Origin of the sequence: Anaerococcus lactolyticus ATCC 51172 (assembly GCF_000156575.1) — a bacterium.
GTDB classification, from domain to species: Bacteria; Bacillota; Clostridia; order Tissierellales; family Peptoniphilaceae; genus Anaerococcus; species Anaerococcus lactolyticus.
The window spans coordinates 1-241 of record NZ_GG666161.1 but is presented as its reverse complement, the minus strand read 5'-3'; the positions used below and the strand labels follow the sequence as shown (position 1 = coordinate 241).

General features: G+C 71.4%; 1 protein-coding gene. It reads right to left on the bottom strand.

Going from position 1 to position 241, the window contains the following annotated elements; translation table 11 throughout:
• The coding region (locus HMPREF0072_RS11630; protein ID WP_155811918.1) for a cobaltochelatase subunit CobN at window positions 1–241 on the bottom strand (241 nt) is incomplete at both ends.

Below are 241 nucleotides of genomic sequence, written 5' to 3'. Positions count from 1 at the left end.
GGCGCAGGTGATCGCCATGTTCCTGCAGGTGACGCTCGAGCAGCAGGTTGGCCGACTGGAAGCCGATGCGCCAGGCGGTCGGGGTCGGCAGGTTGCGCACGTCCACCGAGAAGAAGTTGCGTCCGGTGGGCAGCACGTCGAGTCGCCCGCGACTCGGCGCGCCGCTCGGACCGGCCGGTACGAAGCGCCCTTCGAGGGCTGCCAGCAGCCCGTCGATCTCGGCCCCGCCACAGGCGTCCAG